Genomic DNA, 23,939 nt, shown 5'->3' on the forward strand with positions numbered 1-23,939 from the left:
TTTAAATCTAGTCCTGCCTCAAACAGTTGCGGATGACTTTTCTACTTGTCAAATATGATCATGAATTTAAAAAAGAAAATGCCAGTCAATTTCTTAACTGACCGACATTACCGATATTGAGGAGCTTTTTTTTAAATCTACAATTTAGGCAACCGCAGCTTCAGGCTGAGATTTATCATCCAGTACTGACCAGATATCCAGACCTAATTCAGCATGCAAATCAGGAAGGTCAAGAAAGATACTTGCACCTAGTACTTCATGCTGACATTTGAGTGCCAATTCATTTACCGCTTTTAAAGTTCCGCCTGTTGCCAGAACATCATCAACAATGATGACTTTCTGAGACTGAACTTCCGCAGACATTTCTAAACGATCCAGACCATATTCCAGGCTATAACCGACACCCACGACTGGAGGCGGCAATTTTCCTGCTTTACGCACCAATAACAAGCCTTTGCCGGTACGTTGTGCCAACAGGCTCGCCAACACAAAACCACGTGCTTCCACTGCGATAAAGCTTTCTACTTCTGCTAGTTTGTCAGCAGGAATGCTGGCAATCAGGGCATCAGTCAATGGACCAATATTGCTCATGAAAAGTGGGGTCAAATCATAAAAGCAAATTCCTGGTTTTGGAAAATCTTGGACCGTACGAATGTGAGACCACAAAGAAGTAGATAAATTGCTCATGGGAGATCTTAAAAAAAGAAAAGGAATATGCGAATTTTAAACCTATTTCCAGCCAATGAACAAGCCGAGCTGTATAATAAAAACTCAATATTTAAGCACAAGTTATTGATTTTATTAAATTCATTTATTATAAAAATATTTAATCCAGACTTTACTGATTCTAAATTATATAAAAACCTCAGTTTTTACTGCACGACTTTGGTCTATAACGCCTCATTTAAGCTAAATTTTGCCACAGCAGCCGCTTCATCACTCCACAGCATTTGCCAGCAAAGCCGATTTGACTCATTTTCAGAGAAATACTGAATCCCAAAGTCATTCTGCTGCTAATTTCGCTGATTAAGCTTTTATTCACTTTACTTTCTGAATAGAACTGCGTAAAAATTTAGCCAAATATGTTCACTGTTAAAAAGTCATATTCTTTTAGAGTCTTGCCATTTTATGGATTTTAAGCTGACGGTTACACTTGCTCAGTTTTGGAGAGTTACATGAAAAAGTATCAATGCATCGTTTGTGGATGGATTTATGACGAGGCGGAAGGTTGGCCTCAAGACGGCATCGTGGCGGGAACCAAATGGGAAGATATCCCGGATGACTGGACCTGTCCAGATTGTGGCGTGTCTAAAGTCGATTTCGAAATGATCGAAGTCTGAGCACGCCCAGTTAAAGACCATGTCGATATGGTCTTTTTTTATGTCCTTTTTATCCTCATATAAAACAGCATGGAGCCCTACAGCATGGAAACGACTATGCATCCTATCGTTATTATTGGTTCAGGTATGGCAGGTTATGCTGTAGCACGTGAATTTCGCAAACTTAATCCAGAGCATGAACTGCGGATGATTTGCGCGGATGATGCGATAAATTATGCCAAACCTACCCTTTCCAATGCTTTGGTTGGCAAGAAAGCGCCTGAACAGATTGCATTGGGCGATGCTGCAAAAATGTCGGCACAACTGAATATGCGGATTGAACAGCAGACTTGGGTCAAAGCCATTCATCCGGAAGACCATCAGCTGGTACTTGAGAAAGATGGTCAGGAAAGCACCCAGAATTACTCCAAACTGGTCTTGGCGGTCGGTGCCAACCCGGTACGTTTAGCCATTTCCGGTGATGCCAGTGATGACATTCATGTGGTAAATAATTTAAGTGACTATAAGACGTTCCGCAGCAATCTGGCGGCACGTGAAGATAAACGCGTGGTGATTTTAGGCGCAGGCCTGATTGGCTGCGAATTTGCCAATGACCTGCAAAATACCGAGCATCAGGTCACAGTGATCGATCTGGCACCTCAACCGCTGGGCCGTTTATTACCTGAACATGTTGCAACGGCCTTCCAGAAAAACCTTGAAGAAACCGGCATTCATTTCGTCTTGGGCACCACGGTCGAGAAGGTCTCTCGTGCTGAAAATGGTGACTATTTGGTCATGCTGGCCAATGGTCAGTCTCTCGTTGCTGATGTGGTTTTGTCTGCGGTAGGTCTACAGCCGAATATTTCTTTGGCCAAACAGGCAGATGTTCATACCAGTCGTGGAATTTTAACCACGGCGCAACTGGAAACCAATCATGCCGATATTTATGCCGTAGGTGACTGTGCTGAAGTGAATGGTACCTTATTGCCTTATGTCATGCCCATCATGCAACAGGCGCGCGCGCTGGCAAAAACCCTGAATGGCGAACATACGGCTGTACATTATCCGGCTATGCCAGTGGCAGTGAAAACGCCTGCTGCACCTTTAACTGTCCTGCCTGCACCAGTCGATGTTGAGGTCACCTGGGAAACTGAAGAGCTGGAAGATGGCATGCTGGCCAAAGCCATCGACGGTAGCGGCACTTTACGTGGCTTTGTACTCTTGGGTGCAACTGCGGGCAAACAACGTCTGTCTTTGACCAAGCAGGTTCCTGACTTGATTCCTGCTGTGGTTTAGAGGTTTAATACTCAGGATATTTTTTAAACAAAATATCCTTTAATTAGGACAGCAATTATGCACAGCGCATTACAGTTTAATCTTTCTCCATATAGTTCTTTCATGCGTGAAACCAGAGTTGATCTGGGTAATGGTGTGGAATTACATGTCGAGGTGGGCGGAAATCCGGAAAATCCTACGCTGCTCCTGATTATGGGACTGGGTGCGCAGGTGCTGTACTGGCCTGACTTTTTTTGCAAATCATTGATTGATCAAGGTTTCCATCTGGTACGTTTTGATAATCGCGATATTGGCCTGTCTTCAAAAATCCATAACAAGGGTCCACGCCTGAACACCCTGAAAATGATGAGCCGTTTTGTGCTCGGTCTGGGCAATCAGGGTGCACCTTATGACCTGTATGATATGGCTGAAGATGTCAGTCTGCTGATTGAAAAAATGGGGCTGGATCAGGTTGATGTATTGGGTGCATCCATGGGTGGCATGATTGCCCAGATTCTGGCGGCACGCTATCCGGACAAAGTCAAAAAACTGGGTTTACTGTTTACCAGCAACAATCAGCCGCTGTTGCCACCGCCCTTTCCCAAGCAACTCTTTAGTTTGATTGACAAACCGGCTTCAACAGATGAAGATGGTATTGTAGATCATAGTCTAAAACTGTTTAACATCATCGGTTCGCCAGGTTATGTCAATCATCTGGAAGCGGTGCAGACCGCACGTAAATTATATAAACGAAGTTACTATCCTGCCGGTGTACTTCAACAGTTTTTAGCAATATTATGTACAGGTTCATTGCTGCAACTGAACAAGCAAATCAAGCAAGAGACCCTGGTGGTTCATGGTGCTCGTGATCGATTGCTGCCTCCTAGTCATGGCAAGGCCGTTGCAAAAGCGATTCCAGGGGCTAAATTTGAATTAATTGATGGAATGGGGCATGATATCCCACCGCATTTTATTCCATATCTTAGCGAATTATTTGCTGATCATTTTAAATCATAAACATTAGGACACTATGGCTGCACTACCCTCCTTAAGACAGCTGTCATACCTCGTAACACTGTCAGAGACGCTACATTTTACAGAAGCTGCTCGCCGCTCATTTGTCACCCAGTCAACTTTGTCTGGCGGCATTATGGAGCTGGAGCGTTTACTCGGTGGCGTACTTGTTGAACGCGACCGCCAGAATGTTCGTTTAACGCCTCTTGGTGAACAAGTGGTTGCACGCGCACGTGTTCTACTGGCTGATGCTCAGGACTTGATGCGCTTAAGTCGTGAGATGAGTGAACCCTTAACCGGTGATTTACATCTTGGCGTGATTCCTACGATTGCTCCCTTCCTGCTGTCACAGCTGCTAGAAGAAGTGCATAAACAATTACCAAAAATCCAGTTGCATCTGCATGAAGCACAAAGCGAGAAAATTGTAGAAAAACTGGAACATGGCAACCTGGATATGGTGGCCTTGGCGCTGCCTTTCGATACACGTGGCCTGAAAGTGGCCGAGATTGCCAAAGAGAATCTGTATCTGGTTTATCAAAAATCAGACCAACACGCTGCACAAGCGAATTCTCTGGAAGATCTTGATCTGTCTCGCCTGATGTTACTTGAGGAAGGTCATTGCTTACGTGATCATGCCCTGAGTGCCTGCCCGATTGGTGAGCGTAAAAATGATCATCGTTTAAAAGCCAGCTCTTTGCCGACTTTAATCGAAATGGTCTCTGCAAATCTTGGTTTTACTTTATTGCCAGAAATTGCGATTTATACCAATATGATCAAAGCCAACCCTGAGATTCTGGTCAAGCCAATCAACTCTGCGCCAAGTCGCACCCTGGCATTGGTGACGCGTAAAAGTACGCCGCTACAAAGCGAGTTTGATGTGTTATTACAGATTTTCCAAAAAATCACTCAGCACAATGCTGCTTGAGCTAAAATTTTAGATGATTAAAAGGAGCACACCCGTTGCTCCTTTTTTTATATCTCAAAGTGGATATAACCAACCATCATAGACCTGCTAAAGTCTCAAGCTGACTGTTAATGTCATCGGTTTTAATCTGTAATAAATGCTATTTAAGACGAAGATGAGGTGATTATCGTTAAATCCCTATTTTTTGGGATATTCATTTTATTTTGCTTCATCCACAGTATAGCCTTCTCTTAGAATCAACAGGATTGAGCTTATTGGCTGCCCTCTTGCCTGCACCGGTTTTAGTCATCGCTTCATTTACTGACCTGAACCTGTCCAAAACTCAGACTGTACTGCAACAACTGGGCTATCAACCAGATATGCTGCTGTATGCAGACAATTTCCAATCTGCACAAGAGATGATTGCCGAACATCTGCCTAACTTGATTCTTTATCACCTGACAGAAGCCTCACAGATTCATTTCATCGGCCAGATGAAACGGCATACCCCAAATACACCTGTAGTTGCCGTACTCAAGAGTGAATCCACAGCACTCATTTATTCAGCAATCTTATCTGGTGCAAATAGCTATATCCAACCTCAGGCTTCATTCATCCAGTTTGCTGAAAGCCTGAAAATTGTCTTGCGCGGCGGTGCCTATATCCATGCTGAACTGGCAGAACATATCCTGTACCAGCTCACTGACAAAACCTGTCTCAAGGTAACCGAATTGCAGCTCTTACACTTACTCAGCCAGCAAAAAACCCCAGTAGACATACAGCACCAGCTCCAGCTGACTGACTATCAGATGTATGCCCAGGTCAAACAGATCTATCTCAAACTGCTGATATCCTCTGATTAAAACCCTTGAATGCTATTTTCTGGATAGAAAAGAGGCTGAATTTTCAGCCTCTCGAGATCATTTATTTAAACAAGTCCAATAAAATGCGTTGAGCATTATGTGGCTTTTCACCTTCTTGCAGCTGTGCCCGCAGCCAGGTTCCATCCCCTTGTAATAACCAGGATTGCTGATTATCTTTCAGATAGTTAAGTAGCCCCTGTTGATAGATGCGTTTTTTCAACACTTCATCTTCTACCGGGAAGCAGGCTTCGACCCGGTTAAACAGGTTACGATCCATCCAGTCTGCACTTGAACAGTAAACCCGTGCATTACCGTTATTGCTGAAATAATACACGCGGGTATGTTCCAGGAAACGCCCGACAATCGAACGTACCCGAATATTTTCAGACAAACCTGGCAATCCCGGACGCAAACTACAAATCGAGCGGATAATCAGGTCAATCTGTACCCCGGCCTGAGAAGCTTCATAGAGTTTATTGATCAATTGCATCTCGGTCAGCGCATTAACTTTGACAATAATCTGCGCCGGCTTGCCTGCTTTGGCATTCACGATTTCATTATCAATATAATTAATGAGTTGGGTATGTAAGGTAAATGGCGCATGTAACAGCTTTTTCAGCTTGGCCATTTTCCCCATACCGGTCAGCTCCTGAAAGATACGGTGCACATCTTCACACAGGTCTTTGTCCGTGGTGAGCAAACCATAATCGGTATAGATCCGCGCATTGCCGGCATGATAGTTGCCGGTTCCCAGATGCACATAGCGCACCAGTTTATTATTTTCCCGGCGTACCACCAGAATCATTTTGGCATGGGTTTTATAGCCAACGATGCCATAGACCACCACCGCACCGGCTTCTTGCAGGACATTAGCCACTTCGATATTGGATTCTTCATCGAAACGTGCACGCAATTCAATCACGGCCGTGACTTCCTTGCCATTGCGGGCAGCTTCCGCCAGCACCTGCACGATTTCAGAATCCGGGCCACTGCGGTACAGGGTCTGTTTGATCGCCAGCACTTGTGGATCACGTGCAGCTTCACGCAACAATGAAATGACCGGTGCAAAAGACTCAAACGGATGATGCAGCAAGATATCCTGTTTTTGCATGGCACTAAAAATATTTTCAGATTTTTTCAGTACTTTGGGAATGATCGGGGTATGTGAATCATAGCGTAAATGCGGGCGCTTGAAATTAGACAGTAAGCGCGCCAGATTGACTGGGCCTGCGACTTTATAAAGCTGCTCTTCTTCCAGATCAAATTCATTCAGCAGATATTCATAAATATGCTGCGGACAGTTTTCTGTCACTTCCAGACGTACAGCACGGCCAAAACGGCGTGAACTGAGTTCGCCTTTAAGCGCCTTAGCCAAATCTTCAACATCTTCATTCAGGGCCAGATCGGCATTCCGCGTGACACGGAACTGATAGCAACCGGTCGCTGTCATGCCTGGGAACAGATCCGAAACATGTTCATGAATAATCGCGGACAGCATCACATGATGCTCTTTGCCATCGGTTAATTCATCTGGCAGACGTACCACGCGTGGTAACGAACGCGGCGCTGGCACCACAGCCAGATCAATCTGACGGCCAAAGGCATCTTTACCCTCGAGAGTCACAATAAAGTTCAGTGATTTATTCACCAGACGTGGAAACGGATGTGCAGGGTCTAGGCTAATTGGCGTCAGGACGGGCGCAACCTGTTCCTGAAAATATTTTTTCACCCAGGCCGATTGTGCCGGAGTCAGTTCACCACGGCGCAAGAAACAGATATCTTCCTCACGCAGTTTTGGCAAAATTTCTTCATTTAAAATACGGTACTGGCGTTCAATCGCAGCATGTGCAGTTTTGGAAATCTGTTCCAGCACCTGCTTTGGGGTCAGGCCATCCGGACTGCGACTTTCATTGTCCAAATCTAACTGTTCCATCATTCCTGCGACCCGAATCTCAAAAAATTCGTCCAGATTACGCGAGAAAATTAACAGGAAATTCATGCGTTCAAGCAAAGGATGTAAAGGATCGACAGCCTGTTCCAGGACGCGTAAATGGAAGTCTAAAATAGACAGTTCACGATTTATATAACGATCATTATATGTATATTCGGGCTGTGCTGAAGTAGTGCTGGCTGCCGTATTCATATCAAACCTATGCGGATTTAAAATTGTGCTTATCAGTTCAAGTATGCTTCAAATTGATGACAATTTCATAAAAAAAAGCCCAAAAACTGGGCTTTTTCTTTAAATAATTATTTAAGGCAATTCTGCATAACGCATATAACGCTGAATCATGCGCTTGCGTGCATTTAAGGCAGAGGAGTTGCGATGATCCTGAAAATATTTTGGATTGGTCAGAATGGCCGCCAGAAAGATCGCTTGATCCTGAGTCAGGCTTTGCGCAGTTTTGCCAAAATAATGTTTGGCTGCGGCTTCTACGCCATAGATATTGTCACCAAATTCAATCGAGTTTAAATAGACTTCCAGAATCCGCTGTTTCGACCACATGCGTTCCATCATCCAGGTGGCCACCGCTTCCTGGCCTTTACGTACAAATGAACGCTTATTAACCAGAAATAGGTTTTTCGCCAATTGCTGGGAAATGGTAGACCCCCCAGCCACCACCCGGCCCTGATCCCGGTTTTTATTCAGCGCAGTTTGAATGCCGTCCCAGTCAAAACCATGGTGATGAATGAATTTTCCATCTTCTGCAGTGACAATGGCACGTTTCAGATTCAGGCTGATCTCATCATAGGGACGCCATTGATGTTGAATGGCTTTGGAAGGTTCCGTCCAGTAATCAATCCGCATCATCATGGTGGTATTGACCGGATTGGTTCGCCACCAGGCCAGACTGGCAAAGATCCACAATTGAATCAGTAAAATCACACTGACGATGACTAATATCGTGCGGATCAGAAAGGCTTTCATGTCAGTGCGTTACTCCTGAAAATTTGATTTTTCGTGTTAAGCTTATTCGAAATATACAATCACAGCAAAAAAAAATAGCATGTCTAAATACGCTCCCCCTGTCGTACACCGCAAACTTGAAATGCAGCTCTGGTGGATCACGGCCATTTTAATCGCGATTAATGTCGGATTATTTGGCTGGCAGGCCATCAATGGTATGGATATCAGCCAGCCGAGTACCCGAGATGCGATTCTCTGGGGTGCCGATTATGCACCTTTAACCTATTTAGCGGAACCCATGCGTTTGTTTAGCAGCATGTTTTTCCATTTTGGCCTGATTCACCTGATGTTGAATATGTGGGCCTTGTATATTTTTGGTAGTGTTGCCGAACAACTGTTTGGCCGGATGTATTTTATTGGCTTATACCTGTGTGCCGGCTTAATGGGCAGTTTGCTCAGTGGCTATATGAACATTCAGGACAGCTATGATCTGATTGCAGGGGGTGTGGCCAACCCAAGTTTATTGCCGGCGGTCAGTGCCGGTGCATCCGGTGCGGTGATGGGACTCGGCGCTTCACTGACGGTATTGGCCCTGTTGCCGATGCTGCCCCAGCAACGTTTTATTCTAGATAAAAAGACCTTGGTGATGGTGATGGGTCTGAACCTGGCCATGGGCTTTATGATCAGCGGAATCAACAATGCCGCACATATTGGTGGCATGTTGATGGGCGCTTTTTTAACCTTGCTGTGGTATGCCGGACAAAAAATGCAGCGTAGCCGCCTGATCAACCTGATCGCTTTAGTGATTGGTTTTGGCCTCTGTATGCTGCTTTATCAACATAACTTGGCCTTGATCGAAGCAATTCGCCCACTGTGGCAAGAGATTCTCGACCTGATGCGACAACAATTGCAGCTTTAAATCATTGCCGCTTTAAATACCAGCGAATTTAAAAAGCCATGGAGATGAATCTTACTGATTCATCTCGCGCAAGCTTTGTAAGGGCGGAATGTCCGACAGATAGCTCAGACGATAACGGCCAATCAGCGCACATAACACAGTCATGAAAATCGGCAGGATAATCCAGATTTCCCAGTGTGGCTGAATCATTAAATCCATACGATAACTGGCGATTGCGCTAATCACTTCGGCAAACAGACAGGAAACCACTCCGGCAAACAGTCCGATAAAACCAATTTCCAGACTCATCATGGTTTTCAGTTTTTGTTTGGAGCTGCCAAATGACCGTAGCAAGGCCACTTCACGTTTGCGTTCATCCATGAGCAGGTTCAGACAAGCCATCAGTACCAGAAAACCGGAGATACTAACCAGCACGGCCAGAATCGTCACGATCTGCACCAGTACATTCACAATACGCTTGATCTCTTCCAGAATCAGGCTGACATCAATAAACACCGTATTGGAAAATTGCTGGATCACAGACACCAGTTTGTCCTTATCTTGTTCCGGCACATAGAAACTGCCCAGATAACTTCCGGCATTGGCATCCATGCTATTCGGGGCAAAAATAAAGAAGAAATTCGGACTAAAACTTTCCCACTCGACCGTTCTTAAATTGATGACCTTCGCTTCCAGCACACCTTCAGGCAGACTGAAACTGAGCTTGTCGCCAATCTTGATACCTAATTCTTCAGCAGTATTGGCTTCGACCGATACCGTGCCAACCTGTTGTAAAGCTGCTTCACCACGAATAATCACATTATCCTGTGGATAGCTGTCGGACTGGGTCAGGTTCAGCTCGCGTTTTAAAGTATTATTGCTTTTGACTAATTCTGGAGCAAAAGGCTGATCATTTTTAGCCACCAGACGCCCACGAACGTTCGGATAAAGTGGTGTACTTTTCCAGCCATTCTGCTCAATTTGAGCTTTTAGGTCTGGCATGTCAAACGGCGGCAAACCATACACAAACTGATTTGGTGTACCTTGCGGCAACTGTTGCTGCCAACGCTCTAATAGGTCTGTGCGCAATACGGCTAATACTGTAATCAGACTGAGACCCAAGGCCAAAGCGGTAATCTGTAAGGCTGTTTGAGATGGTGTTCGTACATAGGCTGACAGATTCAATTTCTGATTGCGCAGCAGTTTTAAGATCAACCATACCGTCAGATACAACACTGCACATAACACAATAATCGCGCCAATTACCCAGGCAGTCAGGAGCAGATTTTCGGTTAGAATCACGCTAAAAATAATCAGGCTCAGCGTTCCGGTCAGCAGCATCCACAGCATGGATTGCACTGATTTTTCCTGCTGGCGAATTACTCGAATTGGTGGCGTGTTCAACAGTTGCAATAGGCTCGGCATGACAAAGCCCAACAGCACCACCGCACTGGTCAGCATCGCGACTGGTAATGGCCCGAGCAGCATCGCCATAGCAGAGAATTCAATTTCTAAGTTGGGAATCAGTTGCAGCATTAACTGTAATAACCCATAACCCAGACCAATGCCGATCACTGTACCAATCGACATGGCAATCAGCAGTACTGTGCCGAGCAAGGCCAGATAAGCCGATAAAATCTGCTGTTTGGTCGCACCGATACAACGCATCAAGGCAATATGATCTTGATTCTGCTGGACATAACGCTGCGCAGTGAGAGCAATCGCGATACCACATAATAAAATGGTCAGAATATTGGCCAGTTGCAGGAAGGTATCCAGGTTGGCAATCGGCTTCATTAAGCGGGTATTGCCCTCACTGGCATTGCGTAACCGGAGACTGCTTTGCTCCTCAAATTCCTGTCCCTGCACTTCTGCTGGCGTTTCAGCCGAGCCGTTTTCGGACTTGAGCTGCTGCTTGAACAAGGCTTCATATTGTTGCGTATTGTCTGGACGGCCAGCCATGAGCAAGCGATATTCAATCCGGCTACCCACCTGAATCGCATTGGTGCGTGCCACATCCGCCTGAGAAATAATCACCGTTGGCGAAAAGCCAGAAAATCCGAGCTCCTGATTAGAATCCTGTTCAATCTTGGCTGTGACTTTAAACGCCGCATCGGCAATATTCAGCTGATCGCCCAGTTTGACTTTGAGCAGGTCCATAGCCCGTGGACTGAGCCAGATTTCACCCGATTGAATCTTCGTTTTTGCAGGTTGCACCTGCAGCTCGCCACGCAAGGGAAAAGCCTGATCAATGGCTTTGACATTGACCATGACAAACTGTTCATCGGTATAGGCCATGGTGCTAAAGAAAGTGACTTCTGACTGCTGTAAATCCAGCTGTTTGGCCTGATCACGCCATTCTTTTGGTAGAGGCTCATTGTCCGAAAGTACCAGATCACCGGCCAGCATTTCTGCGGCCTGCAAGGCCACTGCATTCTGAATCTGTTCATTGCTAAACTTGAGCGCTGTTGTTGCACTAATCGCCAAAGTTAAGGCAATAATTAACAGATAAATTCCGGTACTTTTAAAACTTTGTGTGAGTAGAGGACGAAATAGAGGGTTCATCTCATCCTCCACTCGGATGTTCAATCAACTGGCCATTCAGCAGTTCAAAATGTCGCTGGCATTGCTGTGCCAGTTTACGGTCATGCGTCACCAGAACTAAAGTCGTACCCAGTTCCCGATTCAACTGAAACAAAAGCTGTTCAATTTCCTTGGCAGTTTCACCGTCGAGATTGCCTGTGGGTTCATCGGCAAAAATAATTTTCGGTTCACTGACCAGTGCCCGGGCAATCGCGACACGCTGCTGCTCCCCGCCAGACAGGACTTTCGGGGTTTGTTGTGCCTGCCGATCCAGACCAACTTTATGCAGTAGCGCCAAGGCTTTTTGTTCAGCTTCTGCATATTTGAAACTGGGCTGTAAACGCAGTGGCAGCATGACATTTTCAAGGGCAGTCAGATGTGGCAAGAGCTGAAAAGACTGAAACACAAACCCGATATTTTTCAGGCGCACCAACGCACGTTGTTCTTCATTCAAGGTAGAAACCGACTCGCCACTGACGATGAGCTGGCCTGAACTGGCCTGATCCAGCGTTGCCAGAATGCCTAGCAATGTGGATTTCCCCGAGCCGGAACGACCGGTAATTGCCACCTGCTCGCCTGCCATAATCTCCAGATCAAGATCCTCAAAAATAGTCAGCTGTTTTTGTGAAAGTTGTATCTTTTGTGTCAATTTCTGGGCAGAAATAATCGCCTGTGGCATGATGTTCGAATCGTTGCTACTTTGAATCATACGTGTCCTATATGAAAGATCTTAATCAGAAAACTCGGGTATTGTCTTACTTGTTTTTGCTCAGTCTGTGCCTGTTACCGCTCGGAGTATCAGCAAAGACGATTATGATTTTAGGTGATAGTTTAAGTGCTGGTTACGGTATTCAGCCACAACAAGGCTGGGTACATTTATTACAAAAGCGTTTAGAGCAACAGTATCCGAAACAGCATAAAGTGGTCAATGCAAGTGTCAGTGGAGAAACCACCAGTGGAGCGCTGGCCAGAATGCCGAAACTGTTGCAGACGCATCGTCCAGACCTTGTGGTGATTGAGTTGGGGGGTAATGACGGCTTACGCGGACAGCCGCCGCAAATGATTCAAAAAAATTTAGCCAGCCTGATTCAGCAAAGCCAGAAAGCCAAGGCCAAAGTCGTGGTATTTGGTATGAAGATGCCGCCTAATTATGGACAGGCCTATAGCAAGGCCTTTGAAAATAATTATAAGGTAGTGAGCCAGCAATATAAGGTGAAATTGTTACCGTTCTTTATGCAGGGTGTGGCCGGCAATAAAATCCTGATGCAAAAGGATCTGATTCATCCAAATGCCAAGGCACAAACCATCCTGCTAAATAATGCCTATCCATACATTAAAGGCGCTTTATAAAGCGCCTTTAAGTTATTTTAGATTGTATTTAAATAAATTTTGCCTAAAAATCAAAGAACAATACTTCACCTGTTTCCAGTGAATATTCAGCACCGACCACTTTGAGTTGTCCTTGACCAATCAGATTTTCTAATACTGCTGAACCATGACGTAGTTGGTTAACCGATGCAAATACGTTAGAACGCACGGCATGCTTGGACAATTTTGCCAAGTCATTTTTCAGTTCAGTTTGCATTAAGGTTTCAACAGAAGGACGTACTCGATTTACAATCGACATCAGGTTTGCCGACGGCGGGCAATCTGGGCACATTAAGGTATCAATGGTGGCCTGGATCGCGCCACAATGACTATGACCTAAGACTACAACAATAGCGCAGTCATAGCGTTCCGCCGCAAATTCAACACTCCCGACCTGTGATGGTGCGACAATATTGCCTGCAACACGAATCACAAAAAGATCACCGAGACCCTGATCAAAAACCATTTCAGCCGGGACACGCGAATCTGAACAGCCCAGTACAATTGCAAATGGGTTCTGATCCTCTGCCATTTCTGCGCGCTGTTGGTGGCTCAGTTGTTTTGGATGCGAGGTATCACCGCTGACAAAACGTTGGTTCCCTTGTTTAAGACGTTCTAAAGCTTCTTGAGCTGTGAGCATTCTTTTCTATCACCGATGTTTTAGTTGCAATATTTTACTGCCAGTTTTTTTGAATGTCACTTGCAAAAAATCTTAGCTGCTTAAATTTTTAACATTTATCTAATTTCATTTCAGCAGGGATTTTGTGTGCAGCACATCACATTTCTAGATCATTCAATGCTGTTCAGCAAAAAACTAATGGGTGACAAGCGCCAGGATTGATTTAAAATAGAATGAAGAATAATGTTTTTATTTGACTGAAATAGCAAATTTACAACATGGAAGTATTTGAGCAATTTGCTCGCTGTATATTTTTTGGGGAATGTGCCAATGAAGAAAATAATAAAGTTGCGCTCGAAAATAATCTGCTCGACCTTAGTCGCGTTTACGATGGCATTGCCGAGCTTTGCACATAGTCAATATATGTTTAGCCAGCCGAATGAAAAGCCTGCCAAAATATTACAACAACATCTGCTGCAGGAACGAACACAGGCTGGACTTCAATCCAAGACACTTAAAATCGGTGATGTGACCTGGAGCTACAGTGAAGGTGGTGCCAAGAACAAGCCTTCAATTCTGCTGATTCATGGTCTGGCAGGAACGCGAGATAACTGGAATCGGGTCGCACAGTTTCTGACTCCACATTATCATGTGATTATTCCTGACTTGCCGAGCAACGGTGATACCAAGGTTCCAGAGAGTTTCGATGTTTCTGTGCCCAATGTGACTTCTCAGATGCGTTTATTCATTGAAACCTTAAATGTAGACGAGAATTTACATATTGCCGGACATTCCCTGGGGGGATCGATTGCCACGGTCTATGCCTCACAATATCCATTCGATACGCAAAGCCTGTTTTTAATCAATAGTGCCGGTCTCTACAAAATGGGCAATACGCCCTATACCAAAGACCCGCAAGCCCTAAAAGACCTGATCGTCAGCAAGCCCGGTGATCTGCAAGATGTCTCCAGACAGCTGATGCAGAACCCGCCGGTAATTCCTTATCAGCTCCAGTATGCACAGGAAAAACTGCTGATTTCACGTTCTGAGCAGACCAGTAAATCGATTGATCAGGTCGTGATGCTGAACCGGATTTACACACCGGAAACCTTTGCCCGCCTGACCCGCACAGTTGAAGCACCGACCTTGATTTTATGGGGCAGACAGGACCGGATCATCAATGTCGAAGTGGTTAAAGAACTGCATGCCCTGTTGAAACGTGCCGAAACGCCGGTGATTCTGAACAATGTCGGGCATATGCCGATTCTGGAAGCAGAAAAACAGGTGGCACAACATTATTTGCCTTTTCTGGCCAAGACCCAGACCCTAAAAAACCCGCTTGCTGATAAACTCATTCCTTTAAATTAAGTTTCAGAGCCGTTATGCAGAAACACCCGATGATTGAGCAGTTGATCGATGCTCAACTTGATTTTCTCGATCAGGCATTTTCTCAATCTGAAACGATTCAAACTGAGTTTCATGCGTTTTATCTGTGGTTGCGTAAACAGAACCTGAAAGATCTATGGAGCTGTGATCTGATTCATCAGCTTTTACAAAAACAGATTCTGGATACTGCTGCCAGCAGCTTTCTGATTGAGCAGATTGCTGAGCATATCCGTTTTGCACTGGTACATCCGGCCAACGATACGACCAAAATTGCCGATGTGATTCCAGTCCTGACCGTGGATAAAATCGCACAATATGTTGCCAGTAAAAGTGGCCATCGTCAGCGTCTGATTAAGACCGTCGTGAATAATCCGGCATTTTCGGCCATGATCACGCAACTGATCCAGCATTCCATTCAGGATTATCTGGATAATTCTGTCATCGCTAAAAGCGTGCCCGGGGTTTCCCGTTTTATGAAAATGGGCAAGTCGGTACTGGAAAATGTCACCGATACGGATCTGGACAGTACTATTGCGCGTTATCTGCAAAAGAATATTTTAAAACTGAGCCAGATGAGTGAACATGTGCTGAACCAGCACTTTGATGATGAAAAACTCTATCATTTTCAGGCCAATCTCTGGCATAAAATTAAAGATATGCCGGTATCGGTATTGAAAAATTATATTGAGCTTCAGGATTTAAATCAGACAGTCGGTTTAGGACATGAGATCTGGGATCATTTGCGTCAGACGGATTATCTAAAACAGCAAGTTCATGATGGAATTCATACCTGGTATGTGCGCAATCAGGAACATACTTTTGACAGCTTGCTGCGTGATCTGAATATTGATGAAGCCTTAATCCAGCATGAGTTACAGCAATTGTTGAACCCGATCATTCAACAGATGGTTTCACAAGGTCATTTACGTGAACGTACACGCAGATATCTGGAACAGTTTTATTATTCAGAAGATACTTTGAAGATTCTTAAAGTATAAAGTTTAAAAGCCGCTCGAGAGCGGCTTTTAAATTGTTTAGAAATTATAAGTCAGTCCGACAAAGACTTCCTGACGATCCAGATAATAATCATTTGAAGCATTTACTAATTTTTTATCAAATAAATTATTGAGACCACCTCGAACAGTCACTTGATCGTTCACTTCATAATTCGCAGATAAGTTAAATACCGTATGTGGTTTTTGCATCACTACCGTATCTTCAATACTTGCCGTATATTGTTCACCGGTATATTGCGCTGCAAGTTCCAATGAAAGTGGATCAGTGGGAGTCCAGTTGAGTGCACTATAAACGGATAACTCGGGAATCGTTGAAAGATTTCTGCCAGTCACTAAGTTTTTTGATTCAAAATAATAGGTTGCATTGATCTTCCAGCTTAAATTCTCTAAAAGTGGTAATGCCACACTTGCTTCCAAGCCCCGTACACGCGCTTTTTCAGCATTTTGATATTGTGTCCACCACACCCCATTAATTTCTCCTAAAGCACGATATTCAATTTTATTTTTAAAATCTGTGTGGAAATAAGTTAAACCGAGATCAAAATCATTTTGAGCAAAATTAAATCCAAGTTCATAGTTGGTACTTTCTTCAGGCTGCAGGTCTGCATTACCCGCCATATAACATCCGCCCGATACATAGCCTAAAGGTTTCAAGGATGTACATCCATTCCCCCCTGAACGCGTCGCTGCACCTGCAGTATTCTCTTTGAGTGAAGGAGCTCTAAAGCCCTGAGCAACACCACCTTTAATAGTCAATGCATCATTTGGTTGCACCACCAAATAAGCACGTGGACTATTATGTGTGCCAAATTTATCGTGATGATCAAAACGATTACCAAGGGTCAAATTGACTTGATCATTAAAAACAATTTTATCTTCAACGAACAATGCCCAAGTATCTCCTTCTAGCTCTGAACCATATTCTTTGCCGTCATAACTTGGAATAGCCAGCCCAATATTACGGGTATTAACCAGTTCTTCTGATTTCCATTGACCTCCCACTGTCGCAACATGCTCCACACCTAATTTAAACGGAATATTGAGATTAGCTTCTACAATGCTTTCCTTGGATTTTTGTGTGGTCGGCCCAGTCTCTGTCACCTGACTTTGATCATAATCATTGTAGTAAGCCGTAATTTTTGAATCACCGAAACCCCATTGAGCATCATGTGATAGAGACACTGAACGATGTTCTAACTCAGATGGACCCCATGCTAATAAAGCCTGTTCTTTACCATCCACCACCTGAGGCGTGGTCGAGGCATTATTCTCTTGCAAGCTATAACCCAGCTCTAAAGATAAGCTATGAATATCGTTCGGCGTATAATCAAACTTTAAGTTCGCATTCTGATCACGACTACCCGATTGTCCGGTTGCTTTACTTCCTGCCATTCCGGGAAGATTACGGTCAGAGGTTTGATAGCCTTGATCCGCTTCCTGTTCAGTGATCCCGACTGTGGCACGCATACCTAGTGTATCGGTTAAAGGGCCATATCCCACGAGTCCTGATTGAATGGTTCGCCCTAAATCCGAAGATGTCGTTGGCATGGTATGGTTTAAGGTCAATGAGCCACCCCATTCTGAAGGGGTTTTTTTGGTAATGATGTTGATCACTCCACCCATCGCATCAGAGCCATATAAAGAAGACATGGGTCCACGTACAACCTCAATACGTTCAATCATTTCTGGTCTCACCCAGTTTAGATCTTGATGTCCTAGGTTTGCACGATAATTGGTATCTCGAGAAGAGCCCACACGTTTACCATCAATTAAGATCAGCGTGTAATTGTCAGGCATCCCGCGTAATTGTATTTTTGAACCTGCCCCATTTGAACTTAGGCCCCCTGTTACGCCGGGCACGCGTTTCAAGATATCGGCCAGACTTGAAACAGGCTGTTTCTGTATGTCTTCTGCCGTAATGACACTAATTGAAGCTGGCGCAGATTTAACATCAACTGCCTGTCCACTAGCAGTCACCACAATCGTTTGTAATTTGGTCGCATCAGCCTGTACGATTCCCTCTTTTTCTTCAGTAACTTGGTCTTGCGCTTGGACTGAAACAGTCATTGCTGTAAATACTGCGAAAGCTAAAGTTGTTTTTAAGAAGGGCTTATTCATACCTTGCGCGTCCTAAGAGTTATGAAGAGATCATGTTTATTCGGTTGCGAAGTGTAACAGGGATTTCCACAAATGCAATTAATATTGATAATTATTATCATTAGCATTTATTGTTATTTTCATCATGATTTCTGATAGGAGCTTAAAAAGGCATAAAAAAAGCCGCTTAAGGCGGCTTTTTTATTCACGATAAATTAGAATTTGATATTCATACCAACAGTGTAACGACGTCCATCAAGTACAATATCATGGTCACCATTGGTAATTTCTTTATTGGCAATATTGTAAATACCAGCCATAAGACTTAATTTATCAGTTGCTTTAAATACGGCACCTGCATCAAAAGTACCATATCCTGGTGTTCCATTATCCATAGCAGTACGGCTTAAATAATCACTTGTTTTGCCACGATAATTATAGTCCATCCAAGTATTCCAAGTATCTGAAACCTCATAATCAAGACCGATGTTTAGCATATGTTTTGGCATTTTATTTAAAGGCTGACCTTTAAATTCACCACTTTTTTGCTCAGATTTTGTATAGGTATAACTTGTACTCGCATGAAAATTATCAAGTAAATCATAATCTAAAGTGAATTCAGCACCTTTCATTTCCGCTTCAGAAACGTTCTTCATTTGGCTTACAAATCGATATGGCTTGCCATTTGCAGAACATTTCCATAGTTCAACAGGAGAACTATTATCGGTCCCCGGTGTTTCACATAAACGATCTTCTACAATTTTGTCTTTAAAATCAGATTTAAAGACCATTAAACTGCTCGTTAAACCAAGCTCAGGGGCTGAATAGTTAAATCCAAATTCATAGTTGGTGCTTTTCTCTGGAGACAAATCAGGATTACCAATGATCACAGCACTGCCTTTTCCGGTTCTGCTACCAAATCCTTCTGAAATTTGGCTAATCGTTGGTTGTTTATAGCCTGTACTTACGCCACCTTTTAAGGTGAAAGTATCAGTTAAATGATAAACACCATAGACACGCGGTGTAATTTCACCACCAAAATATTCGTCTTTATTGTAGCGAGCGCCCACAGTTAAAGCGAAATTATCGGTAAGACTCCACTCATTTTCTGCGTATAAAGCAAATAACCATCGATCGAGAGCCGTCACCCCTGTAATACTGGCTAAACCATTAGTAGTATCGGTAATTTTTTCTTTTTGATATTGGCCACCCACTGTTAAAGCATGATTGCCCAAGAAAAAAGAACCTTGTGTATTAAAGACTTTTAGTTCTTCATTTTTTTTGTCGGCGACAGCACCACTATAAACTTTTTTAGTCGTTTCATCTTGATAATACGAATCGAGGGTAAAATTATCGTAGCGTGCTTTATGCGTTAAGGTATATAGATTTTTTTCGTTTTCATTAATTGATGCTTGAGTTGCAACACCCACACTTTTACCCAGTGTTGTTGTGTACTGTTGACCCATATAGTCATATCTCAAACCAATGTCGTTATGTTCATCGACATTCCAAACTAGTTCAGTACCAAGCTTTCTCACTTTCTTCTCAGATTCACTTGAACCAGATTTTTGCCCTTCTCCACCAATATAGTCACTTTCATCATTGCCTTGGAAATTACCATCTAGACTTAAAGATAATTTATCTTTAATTAATGGACCTGTGACATACATGCTCACGCCATAGCTATCATTTGCGTAATCATTATCAGATTTCGTATATTCAGGAGAAATACTTCCATGCCAATGACTAGAAGATGCTTTTTTAGTGATGATGTTGATCACACCACCCATGGCATCTGAACCATAAAGTGATGACATTGGGCCACGCACGACTTCTACTCGTTCAATCATGTCAATTGGTGGTAAATATGCACCAATTTTCCCACCGTCTGTACCATTGCCATTAACTGCTCTACCCGCACTTACTGGTCTGCCATCAACAAGGTACTTTGTATAAGCTGCGCCCATACCTCGAATGGTAATTTCTTTGTTATTTCCGCCACCTTGAACGGATACACCTGGCATATTTTTTACAGCATCAATGACATCTGTATATGATTTTTTTTGTAATTCTTCTGCCGTAATGACTGAAATTGAAGCAGGTGCATCCGCAATATTTTGTTCATATCCTCCTGCTGTAGTGACCACAATCGGTTGTAATTTTGTTGATGCTGCCTGCTGTACTGCTTCATTTTCCAACGCAATATTTTCTTTCGCCTGCACATTTACAGCCATTGCTGAAACTACAGCAAATGCCAAAGTTGTTTTTAAGAATGGCTTATTCATACCTTGCGCGCCCTAAGAGTTATGAAGAGATCATGTTTATTCGGTTGCGAAGTGTAACAGGGATTTCCACAAATGCAATTACTATTGATAATTATTATCATTAACATTCATTAAACTTAAAGCCAGATATAAAAAAACCTCGAAAGTTCGAGGTTTTTTAGAATGCGATAAATGAACTGTTCTATAGAACAGCTTATTTCATATACGCACCTTCAGATTGGCTATGATCCGTTTCATCAACGACATGCATCAATTCAGGAATATGCTGCTTTAGCGTGGTTTCTACCCCTTGTTTCAAGGTGATATCAATCGCTGAACAACCCTGGCAACCACCGCCAAATTTAAGCACCGCTGTTAAGCCATGCTCTGGGTCTTCTTTGACTTCAACCAGTGCACAGTTACCGCCATGCCCTGCCAGACCCGGGTTAATTTCAGACTGCAATACATAGGTAATATGCTCTTCTACCGATGCATCTGGCCCCACACGTGGCACTTTAGAGTTCGGTGCACGGAAGGTCAGCTGACCACCAAAACGGTCTTTGTTGTAGTCAATCACGGCATCAAGTAAATACGGAATAGATGGCGAGTCGATAAAAGCAGGGAACTCAGGATATTCCTGCTTATAATCTGTCGGCACAACTTCATCAGGTGCACTATAGGCCATGCAACATTCAGCGCGAGGAGTACCCGGATGTTCTACAAAAACACGCACACCAATACCCGGGGTGTTCTGTTTATCCAGTAAATCCTTTAAATACTCTTGTGCTGTTGGTGTAATCAATAAGTTGGGAATTTCACCAACAACTGGAGTGCTGCTGTTCTCAGTCGACATAACAATAATTTCCTCAAGCTCAGACGGCTATTTTAACTGAAGATCGGGGGGAATTTTTAAAAATCAACTAAAATTGTCGGATTTATTATAAAAGTACAACTTTAGTGCAATTTTAATGGCATGATAATTGGCAAATAGGCACCATTAGAATTACTTTATATGCTTGATTTACCTTTTAATCACACCGTTACCATTATTCTGATCACCTGTATTGTGTCCTTTATTGCCTTCTCTAAAGAGACGGTGATGAATCGCCTGATTTTCTGGCCACCGGCACTGCAACGTGGACAATATGACCGCTTTATTAGCCATGGTTTTATTCACGCCGATGGAACTCACCTGCTATTCAATATGATTACCCTGTTCTTTTTTGGCAGTGTGATCGAGAGCTTTTATCGTCAGTATTTATATGATCTGGGTTTTATTCTGTTCTATCTGGGCGGTCTGATTGCAGCTATTATTCCAAGTTATCTGACCCATAAAAATAATCCGCGCTGGGCCAGCCTTGGTGCATCAGGTGCAGTTTCTGCGGTGCTGTTTGCCTATATTCTGTTTGAGCCGTGGAAGCTGATTTTTGTGTTCTTTATACCGGTTCCTGCAATTATTTTTGCCGTGCTCTATGTGGCTTATAGCATCTGGTCAGGCAAAAAAGGCAATAGCAACATTAATCATAGCGCGCATTTGTGGGGAGCAGCCTACGGCGTGATCATGACCATTATTCTGGAGCCACGCCTGATTCCGCATTTCCTGAATAAACTGATGCAGGTTCCGTTTTAATCAGGGTTATTGAAGGCTAGAGAAATAAGGCTACATATAAGATAAGTCTGATATTTCCGCTAAAAATAAATAAGAGAGCCATGGCTCTCTTATTTATTTGAAACATCTCGTAATATATTAAAAAGTCATGATGTCACTTATTGCCAATCTTGGAGTGAATTTTGCAGCGATAATGTATACATCTGTATATTAATTACTGTCATTTACGAGATATTTTGCATGTCCACTACACCAGACGGTCTTCAATTTCCGCTTCAGTCCAATCAACAAAAACCAAGTAGCTCAAAAACAGGACGCGCGATCATCGCAGCAGCTTTGGCCAATGTGAATCAGCACAGTGCTGCACAGGCACAATCAGAAAAAAACTGGCGCAAACAATATACCGTGCATTTTAAGCAACTGGTCGAGCAAGGGCTAAGCTCGCCTGAAGCCAGCCTGAAAATTGCTGAAGATGGTCTGGCACAGGCGCATCAGACCTTTGAATTTTACCGTGATGGCCAGAAGCATTTACTGAAAGATGCCCTTACCTTGCCCGCCGATCAACTACATAGCTTTAAATTGACGGGAAGCAGTCAGGCTGCACCAGAATGGTATGTGCCCTACCACGGCCAGAAGCTGCAAGGCTATGCCTTATTGGAGCAGATTGAACGTTGGGAAAACCAAGGTATTATGGAAAGCAGCCATGCCAATGCCCTGCGTGAATGTGTGGCGCGCCCAGAATGGTTTGATTTGTCAGATCGAACCATGGTGCTGTTTGGTGCTGCATCTGAAGCTGGCCCTTTGACCTGGCTGGCAAAATGGAAAGCCAATATTGTGGCGATTGACCTGCCCAGCACCCGGGTCTGGGGCAAGATTGTCGATACCATCAGCCAAGGCAATGCCACGCTGTATGCACCCTGTACTGAAGCACTTGCAGAAGATACGCCTGACGATGTTCTAAAAGAAAAACTCGGTGCCAATCTTTTGACTCAGATTCCCGAGATTGCTAAATGGCTATTACAGTTTGAGCCGGATCTGGATCTGGCCGCAATTGCCTATCTGGATGGCGAGAAGCATGTCCGTGTTTCGATGGCGATGGATGCCATCATGAAATATGTCAGCGAACAAAAAGCCAATACCAGCCTGATGTATATGTGTACCCCGACCGATGTCTATGCGGTTCCAAGTGAAGTGATTGAAGCATCAAAAGTGAAATATGCGGAGCGCTCGAAAGCACAAACACTCTTTTCCAAAGGTGTATCGACTATAAGCCGCAAACACTTTTTTCAGAAAAATGCGCATGAGCTGATTCAATCTGGTGACCAGTCTTATGGGATTTGTGACTGTCTGGTGGTAGAACAAGGTCCAAACTATGCACTGGCCAAACGCATTCAGCAATGGCGTGCTACCTTAGCTCGCGCTCAGGGTCAACGTGTCAGCATCAATATCGCTCCATCTACAACCACGTATTCAGTCACCAAGAATCCGCTATTAAAAGCCGCGTTCAACGGTGCCAGTCTGTTTGATGTCGAAGCTTTTGCACCTGAAACCACAAATGCACTGATGGCAGCCCTGTGGATTCATGATCTGCGTAATGCTACCTCTGTGGCCAATCCTGAAGTAAAGCTGAATCATCCACTGGAATTGATGATGCATGGCGCCAATCATGGTGGCTTGTGGCGAGTGGCTTATCTGGCGCGAACTGCATTACCTTTTGCTGCCCTATATGGTTTTGCGACAGAGAAGTTACCCAAGGGATTATTGAGTAAGCTTAAGAAGTAATTTATTTCCTTCACTCTACCCTTCTCCTAGAGTC

General features: G+C 43.8%; 20 protein-coding genes. 11 read left to right on the plus strand and 9 right to left on the minus strand.

Annotation, left to right across the window (positions count from 1 at the left end; translation table 11 throughout):
* Positions 1–144: 144 nt before the first annotated feature.
* Positions 145–687: an adenine phosphoribosyltransferase gene (locus FTT75_RS07820; protein ID WP_005096259.1), complete on the minus strand. Its 543-nt coding sequence runs from the start codon at positions 685–687 to the stop codon at positions 145–147.
* Between the two features lie 488 nt (positions 688–1,175).
* On the opposite strand from FTT75_RS07820, the gene rubA reads away from it, so the two are divergent.
* The 5 genes from rubA (at position 1,176) to FTT75_RS07845 (ending at position 5,375) form a co-directional block, all read left to right on the plus strand.
* On the plus strand, positions 1,176–1,340 hold the full coding sequence (rubA, locus tag FTT75_RS07825) for a rubredoxin RubA (RefSeq protein WP_005096258.1): 165 nt from the start codon (positions 1,176–1,178) through the stop codon (positions 1,338–1,340).
* Between the two features lie 96 nt (positions 1,341–1,436).
* Positions 1,437–2,615 (plus strand): rubredoxin reductase RubB, encoded by a 1,179-nt coding sequence (rubB, locus tag FTT75_RS07830; RefSeq protein ID WP_100328821.1) that lies wholly within the window; start codon positions 1,437–1,439, stop codon positions 2,613–2,615.
* A gap of 57 nt (positions 2,616–2,672) precedes the next feature.
* Positions 2,673–3,611, plus strand: coding sequence for an esterase EstB (gene estB, locus FTT75_RS07835; protein ID WP_005172008.1), 939 nt, complete (start codon positions 2,673–2,675; stop codon positions 3,609–3,611).
* A 13-nt stretch (positions 3,612–3,624) separates the two neighbouring features.
* Positions 3,625–4,533 (plus strand): LysR family transcriptional regulator OxyR, encoded by a 909-nt coding sequence (gene oxyR / locus FTT75_RS07840; RefSeq protein ID WP_005172010.1) that lies wholly within the window; start codon positions 3,625–3,627, stop codon positions 4,531–4,533.
* 254 nt (positions 4,534–4,787) lie between these two features.
* Entirely contained in the window at positions 4,788–5,375 is a 588-nt protein-coding gene (locus FTT75_RS07845) for a response regulator transcription factor (RefSeq protein ID WP_180186202.1), read from the plus strand.
* A gap of 61 nt (positions 5,376–5,436) precedes the next feature.
* Here FTT75_RS07845 and ppk1 read toward each other — a convergent pair whose 3' ends face one another.
* Both ppk1 and mtgA read right to left on the minus strand, forming a co-directional pair.
* Positions 5,437–7,518 carry a polyphosphate kinase 1 gene (ppk1, locus tag FTT75_RS07850; RefSeq protein WP_159138415.1) on the minus strand — a complete coding sequence of 694 codons (2,082 nt, stop codon included), beginning with the start codon at positions 7,516–7,518 and terminating at the stop codon, positions 5,437–5,439.
* A 111-nt stretch (positions 7,519–7,629) separates the two neighbouring features.
* Entirely contained in the window at positions 7,630–8,304 is a 675-nt protein-coding gene (gene mtgA, locus FTT75_RS07855; RefSeq protein WP_005096252.1) for a monofunctional biosynthetic peptidoglycan transglycosylase, read from the minus strand.
* 79 nt (positions 8,305–8,383) lie between these two features.
* Between mtgA and FTT75_RS07860 the strand changes: the two genes are divergently transcribed.
* Positions 8,384–9,202, plus strand: a complete 819-nt coding sequence (locus FTT75_RS07860; RefSeq protein WP_180186203.1) for a rhomboid family intramembrane serine protease — start codon at positions 8,384–8,386, stop codon at positions 9,200–9,202.
* A 51-nt stretch (positions 9,203–9,253) separates the two neighbouring features.
* Here FTT75_RS07860 and FTT75_RS07865 read toward each other — a convergent pair whose 3' ends face one another.
* Entirely contained in the window at positions 9,254–11,746 is a 2,493-nt protein-coding gene (locus tag FTT75_RS07865) for an ABC transporter permease (RefSeq protein WP_180186204.1), read from the minus strand.
* 1 nt (position 11,747) lies between these two features.
* The gene (locus FTT75_RS07870) at positions 11,748–12,473 is read right to left on the minus strand and encodes an ABC transporter ATP-binding protein (protein WP_005096248.1); all 726 of its coding nucleotides are present in this window, start codon (positions 12,471–12,473) and stop codon (positions 11,748–11,750) included.
* Between the two features lie 11 nt (positions 12,474–12,484).
* Here FTT75_RS07870 and FTT75_RS07875 point away from each other — a divergent pair, with 11 nt between their 5' ends.
* Entirely contained in the window at positions 12,485–13,114 is a 630-nt protein-coding gene (locus FTT75_RS07875; protein WP_180186205.1) for an arylesterase, read from the plus strand.
* Between the two features lie 43 nt (positions 13,115–13,157).
* Here the strand turns inward: FTT75_RS07875 and FTT75_RS07880 are convergent, their stop codons facing one another.
* Positions 13,158–13,772, minus strand: coding sequence for a carbonic anhydrase (locus tag FTT75_RS07880; protein ID WP_005096244.1), 615 nt, complete (start codon positions 13,770–13,772; stop codon positions 13,158–13,160).
* 309 nt (positions 13,773–14,081) lie between these two features.
* Here FTT75_RS07880 and FTT75_RS07885 point away from each other — a divergent pair, with 309 nt between their 5' ends.
* Both FTT75_RS07885 and FTT75_RS07890 read left to right on the plus strand, forming a co-directional pair.
* The gene (locus FTT75_RS07885) at positions 14,082–15,119 is read left to right on the plus strand and encodes an alpha/beta fold hydrolase (protein WP_159138419.1); all 1,038 of its coding nucleotides are present in this window, start codon (positions 14,082–14,084) and stop codon (positions 15,117–15,119) included.
* A 14-nt stretch (positions 15,120–15,133) separates the two neighbouring features.
* Positions 15,134–16,135, plus strand: coding sequence for a hypothetical protein (locus tag FTT75_RS07890; protein WP_100534424.1), 1,002 nt, complete (start codon positions 15,134–15,136; stop codon positions 16,133–16,135).
* A 36-nt stretch (positions 16,136–16,171) separates the two neighbouring features.
* On the opposite strand, the gene FTT75_RS07895 is transcribed toward FTT75_RS07890, so the two are convergent.
* From FTT75_RS07895 to nfuA, 3 genes are all read right to left on the minus strand, one after another.
* Positions 16,172–18,271, minus strand: coding sequence for a TonB-dependent receptor domain-containing protein (locus FTT75_RS07895; RefSeq protein WP_180186206.1), 2,100 nt, complete (start codon positions 18,269–18,271; stop codon positions 16,172–16,174).
* 194 nt (positions 18,272–18,465) lie between these two features.
* Positions 18,466–20,535, minus strand: a complete 2,070-nt coding sequence (locus FTT75_RS07900; protein WP_180186207.1) for a TonB-dependent receptor domain-containing protein — start codon at positions 20,533–20,535, stop codon at positions 18,466–18,468.
* A 193-nt stretch (positions 20,536–20,728) separates the two neighbouring features.
* Entirely contained in the window at positions 20,729–21,367 is a 639-nt protein-coding gene (nfuA, locus tag FTT75_RS07905; protein ID WP_180186208.1) for a Fe-S biogenesis protein NfuA, read from the minus strand.
* A gap of 159 nt (positions 21,368–21,526) precedes the next feature.
* On the opposite strand from nfuA, the gene FTT75_RS07910 reads away from it, so the two are divergent.
* Complete coding sequence (locus FTT75_RS07910; protein ID WP_005096237.1) at positions 21,527–22,144, plus strand: rhomboid family intramembrane serine protease; 618 nt, start codon at positions 21,527–21,529, stop codon at positions 22,142–22,144.
* A 219-nt stretch (positions 22,145–22,363) separates the two neighbouring features.
* On the plus strand, positions 22,364–23,905 hold the full coding sequence (locus FTT75_RS07915) for a hypothetical protein (protein ID WP_180186209.1): 1,542 nt from the start codon (positions 22,364–22,366) through the stop codon (positions 23,903–23,905).
* Positions 23,906–23,939: the final 34 nt, after the last annotated feature.

The sequence above is a fragment of the Acinetobacter sp. YH01008 genome (assembly GCF_013420435.1).
GTDB classification, from domain to species: domain Bacteria; phylum Pseudomonadota; class Gammaproteobacteria; order Pseudomonadales; family Moraxellaceae; genus Acinetobacter; species Acinetobacter pseudolwoffii.